This window comes from Mycobacterium sp. (assembly GCF_049585075.1).
GTDB lineage: Bacteria > Actinomycetota > Actinomycetes > Mycobacteriales > Mycobacteriaceae > Mycobacterium.
Map to the genome: position 1 here is coordinate 1 of NZ_JBAUZA010000282.1, position 3,171 is coordinate 3,171.

4 protein-coding genes and 2 pseudogenes are annotated in these 3,171 nt (G+C 63.1%); 3 read left to right on the top strand and 3 right to left on the bottom strand.

Features of this window, described 5'->3' with window-relative positions; genetic code table 11:
- A pseudogene (locus tag WB785_RS13915) lies at positions 1-158 on the bottom strand (GNAT family N-acetyltransferase); the annotation flags it as partial.
- Positions 158-751 carry a peptide deformylase gene (locus WB785_RS13920; protein ID WP_424079925.1) on the bottom strand — a complete coding sequence of 198 codons (594 nt, stop codon included), beginning with the start codon at positions 749-751 and terminating at the stop codon, positions 158-160. The gene WB785_RS13920 and the pseudogene WB785_RS13915, both read right to left, overlap by 1 nt.
- A gap of 181 nt (positions 752-932) precedes the next feature.
- On the opposite strand from WB785_RS13920, the gene WB785_RS13925 reads away from it, so the two are divergent.
- Both WB785_RS13925 and WB785_RS13930 read left to right on the top strand, forming a co-directional pair.
- Positions 933-1,241, top strand: a complete 309-nt coding sequence (locus WB785_RS13925) for a DUF3263 domain-containing protein (protein WP_424079926.1) — start codon at positions 933-935, stop codon at positions 1,239-1,241.
- A gap of 60 nt (positions 1,242-1,301) precedes the next feature.
- Entirely contained in the window at positions 1,302-1,766 is a 465-nt protein-coding gene (locus WB785_RS13930) for a LytR C-terminal domain-containing protein (RefSeq protein WP_424079927.1), read from the top strand.
- A gap of 24 nt (positions 1,767-1,790) precedes the next feature.
- On the opposite strand, the gene WB785_RS13935 is transcribed toward WB785_RS13930, so the two are convergent.
- Complete coding sequence (locus tag WB785_RS13935) at positions 1,791-2,513, bottom strand: GAF and ANTAR domain-containing protein (protein ID WP_424079928.1); 723 nt, start codon at positions 2,511-2,513, stop codon at positions 1,791-1,793.
- 304 nt (positions 2,514-2,817) lie between these two features.
- Here WB785_RS13935 and WB785_RS13940 point away from each other — a divergent pair.
- Positions 2,818-3,171: pseudogene (locus tag WB785_RS13940) on the top strand (superoxide dismutase[Cu-Zn]); the annotation flags it as partial.

A 3,171-nucleotide genomic window follows, 5' to 3' on the forward strand; every position in this document is an offset into this window, starting at 1 on the left:
GCCGCGAACTGCACCACCGCACCGGTTTTCGTCCGGACTCGTACCAGCGGCTCGATGTCGAGGAGATGCCCGACCGCGTCAGTCAGCGGCGGGACAGACCCAGCCGGACGCCGGTAACGCACCGTGACCCTGGTGCCGGGTGGTGGCCACGAAACCATCAGTGACCGAACGGGTCCGGCCCTTCACCCGGTGTCCACGACAAGCCGGGGACGCCCCAGCCGTGGGATTTGACCGCACGTTTTGCGGCCCGGGCGTGTCGTCCGATCAGGCGGTCCAGGTACAGAAAGCCGTCCAGATGTCCGGTTTCGTGCTGAAGCATGCGAGCGAACAACCCTGAGCCCTCGACCGTGATCGGGCTGCCGTCGGCGTCGAGTCCGGTGACCCGGGCCCACTTAGCCCGCCCGGTCGGAAACGACTCACCCGGCACCGAGAGACAACCCTCGTCGTCGTCATCAGGGTCCGGCATGGTCTCGGGAACTTCCGAGGTTTCGAGCACCGGATTGACGATCACGCCGCGGCGCCGCGCCGATTGACCCCGCTCGTCGGCGCAGTCGTAGACGAACACTCGCAAGTCCACGCCGATCTGGTTGGCGGCCAGGCCAACTCCGTAAGCGGCGTCCATCGTGTCGTAAAGCGTGGCGATCAAGTCGGCCAGTTCGGGGGGCAGCGACCCGTCCGCACCGACTTGAACTGGCTTGGTCGGGGTGTGCAAGACCGGATCTCCCACGATGCGAATGGGTAGGACTGCCATGACCGGCAAGCTTAAGCGGCCCGCGGATGCACTCGAGTTGCGGCCGGAGGCGCGGGCAGGCAATCTCACCTAGTCAGCCGACTCGCGGACTGGGTTCGGCGATCAACTGTTGCGAGCGTGGTTGAATATTCGCCGGAGCAGCGAGCATTCGAGAATTCGCCGAAAGGGTCGAGGAAGCGATATGGACAGCGCTATGGCGCGGGCTAATCGATCGGGGGACGACTCTGAACTCGCCGATGGCCTAACCCGCCGCGAACACGATATTTTGGCGTTCGAACGCCAATGGTGGAAATACGCAGGCGCCAAAGAAGAAGCCATCAAAGAGTTGTTCGGAATGTCCGCCACACGCTACTACCAGGTGCTGAATGCTTTGGTCGACAGGCCCGAGGCATTGGCAGCTGACCCAATGCTGGTCAAGCGGCTACGACGGCTACGTGCCAGTCGACAGAAGGCGCGGGCGGCACGACGGCTGGGCTTCGAAGTCACCTGACCTACCCGCACGCCGAGCGTCGGTGTGGGTTTTGGCGCACTCCTAGATACAGTGACGTCAATGAATGAGCGCGTTCCCGATTCGACCGGGCTACCCCTGCGGGCCATGGTGATGGTGTTGCTGTTTCTTGGCGTCATTTTTTTGCTGGTCGGGTTCCAGGCGATGGGATCGGGTTCCAACTCCGACGACGAGTCATCGGGCACAACCGTGACGACGAGCACAATGGCGCCGAAAACCTCGGCGAAGCCCGCAGCGAAATCCGATGTCCGGGTCTACAACATATCCAGCCAAGCAGGCATCGCCGGGCGCACCGCCGACCAGCTCAAGCAAGGCGGTTTCAACGTCACCGACGTCGGCAACCTGTCGTTGCCCGGTGTCAAGGACACCACGGTGTACTTCGGCAACGCGGCGGGAGAGCACGAAACCGCCGATAGCGTGGGCCAGCTACTGAAAGCGCACGTCGAACCACGCACTCACGAAGTCGCGGACCAACCGCCGGGCGTCATCGTGGTGGTCGCGGGTTAAGGACGCCGTCGCGATCTAAGACGCTCACGCCAGCCCCAGCAGGTTTTGTGAGCTTGTCGGTTCTGATCCTCGCGCAACCAGATGGGCTGCCACATCGGCGACCCGTACGTTCGAGTTCTGCGAAAGCCTGGTCAGCAGCTCGAACGCGCGCACGGCATCAACCTTGAATCGTTCCATGATCATGCCCTTGGCTTGACCGATCACGTCCCTGCTGGCCAATGCGGAGCGAAATTGCAGCTGCATGTCGTCGGCAATCAGTGCGATCGCGGCGTGGGTGGCGAGCATTACCGCCACCGCTTCGGCTTCGGGCGTGAAGGCGCCGGGTTCGCGTCCGAAGAGATTCATTGCCCCCATGCGCGCATTATGGGTGTATAGCTGAAACGACAAGATGCTGGTGATACCGGCAGCGATCGCGGATTTGGCGAAGCGTGGCCAGCGCGAATCCCGGTGCAGGTCGTTGCACAGCACCGGCGCACCACCGACCGCGGCATCCAGACACGGCCCCTCACCGAACTGCTGCTGCGCGGCATCGAGGTCTACGGCCAGTTGATCGGTCGCGGCCACCGACCGGAAGAGGTCGGGACCAGCAATCATGAGAACGTCGGCGACGTCGACGCCGTGAATCAATTCAATTGCCGCAGCCGTCACGCGGCTGAGAGTCACGTCGATTTCGGTGGGCTGGGAAAACTGTTGGGTCAGATCCACCATCGTCTGGCGAAGCATCTCGGCATACTCGTGGTCATCCATGGGGAGCCCTTTCACCGATGAGGTGACGCAAGGTGCCCCAGAATTAAGGAGAATTGCCGAAGGCTCGTTCTGAACGATCCACGCTGGTGAAACCTGACGCACGGCAGTTTGCCGTCCTGTGCCCACACTACTCGGTTCCGGGCAAAAAGATGCCGTCGAGTAACCCACCGGTCGCCTGTGGATTTGCAGAGCCAACGCTCCCGCGGACGGGTCTTTCCGAGAGGACAGTGGGGTGCGGCCGCATCGGTTCGAAAAGTGCCCAGCGTGCTGCCGGAGCGCATCGCCGCCGAGATAGGCTCTCCCCATGGTTAAGCCCGCCACGCGCCGAAATGTTGCCGCTGTCACCGCACTGGTCCCGCTCGCCGCTTCGGTTGCGCTGGTGAGCGCCTGCAAGCCGAACCAGCCACCGGCGACCTCTCCTGGGACCACGCCGGCGATCTGGACCGGGTCGTCGTCGCCGTCACCGTCGGAGACGCAACAAAAGGGTGGGCCCGCGGTAGCGGAGAGTCTCACCACCCACCTGATTGCGCCGGACGGGAGCAAGGTGGCGACCGCAAAATTCGAATTCGCCAATGGCTACGCGACAATCACGATTGAGACCACCGGGCAGGGCGGGCTGACTCCCGGATTCCACGGCGTACACATCCACTCGGTAGGC

Excerpts from the sequence above, each read along its gene's own strand:
- WB785_RS13920 (WP_424079925.1), bottom strand. The coding sequence starts at position 751 with ATGGCAGTCCTACCCATTCGCATCGTGGGAGATCCGGTCTTGCACACC.
- WB785_RS13925 (WP_424079926.1), top strand. The coding sequence starts at position 933 with ATGGACAGCGCTATGGCGCGGGCTAATCGATCGGGGGACGACTCTGAA.
- WB785_RS13930 (WP_424079927.1), top strand. The coding sequence starts at position 1,302 with ATGAATGAGCGCGTTCCCGATTCGACCGGGCTACCCCTGCGGGCCATG.
- WB785_RS13935 (WP_424079928.1), bottom strand. The coding sequence starts at position 2,513 with ATGGATGACCACGAGTATGCCGAGATGCTTCGCCAGACGATGGTGGAT.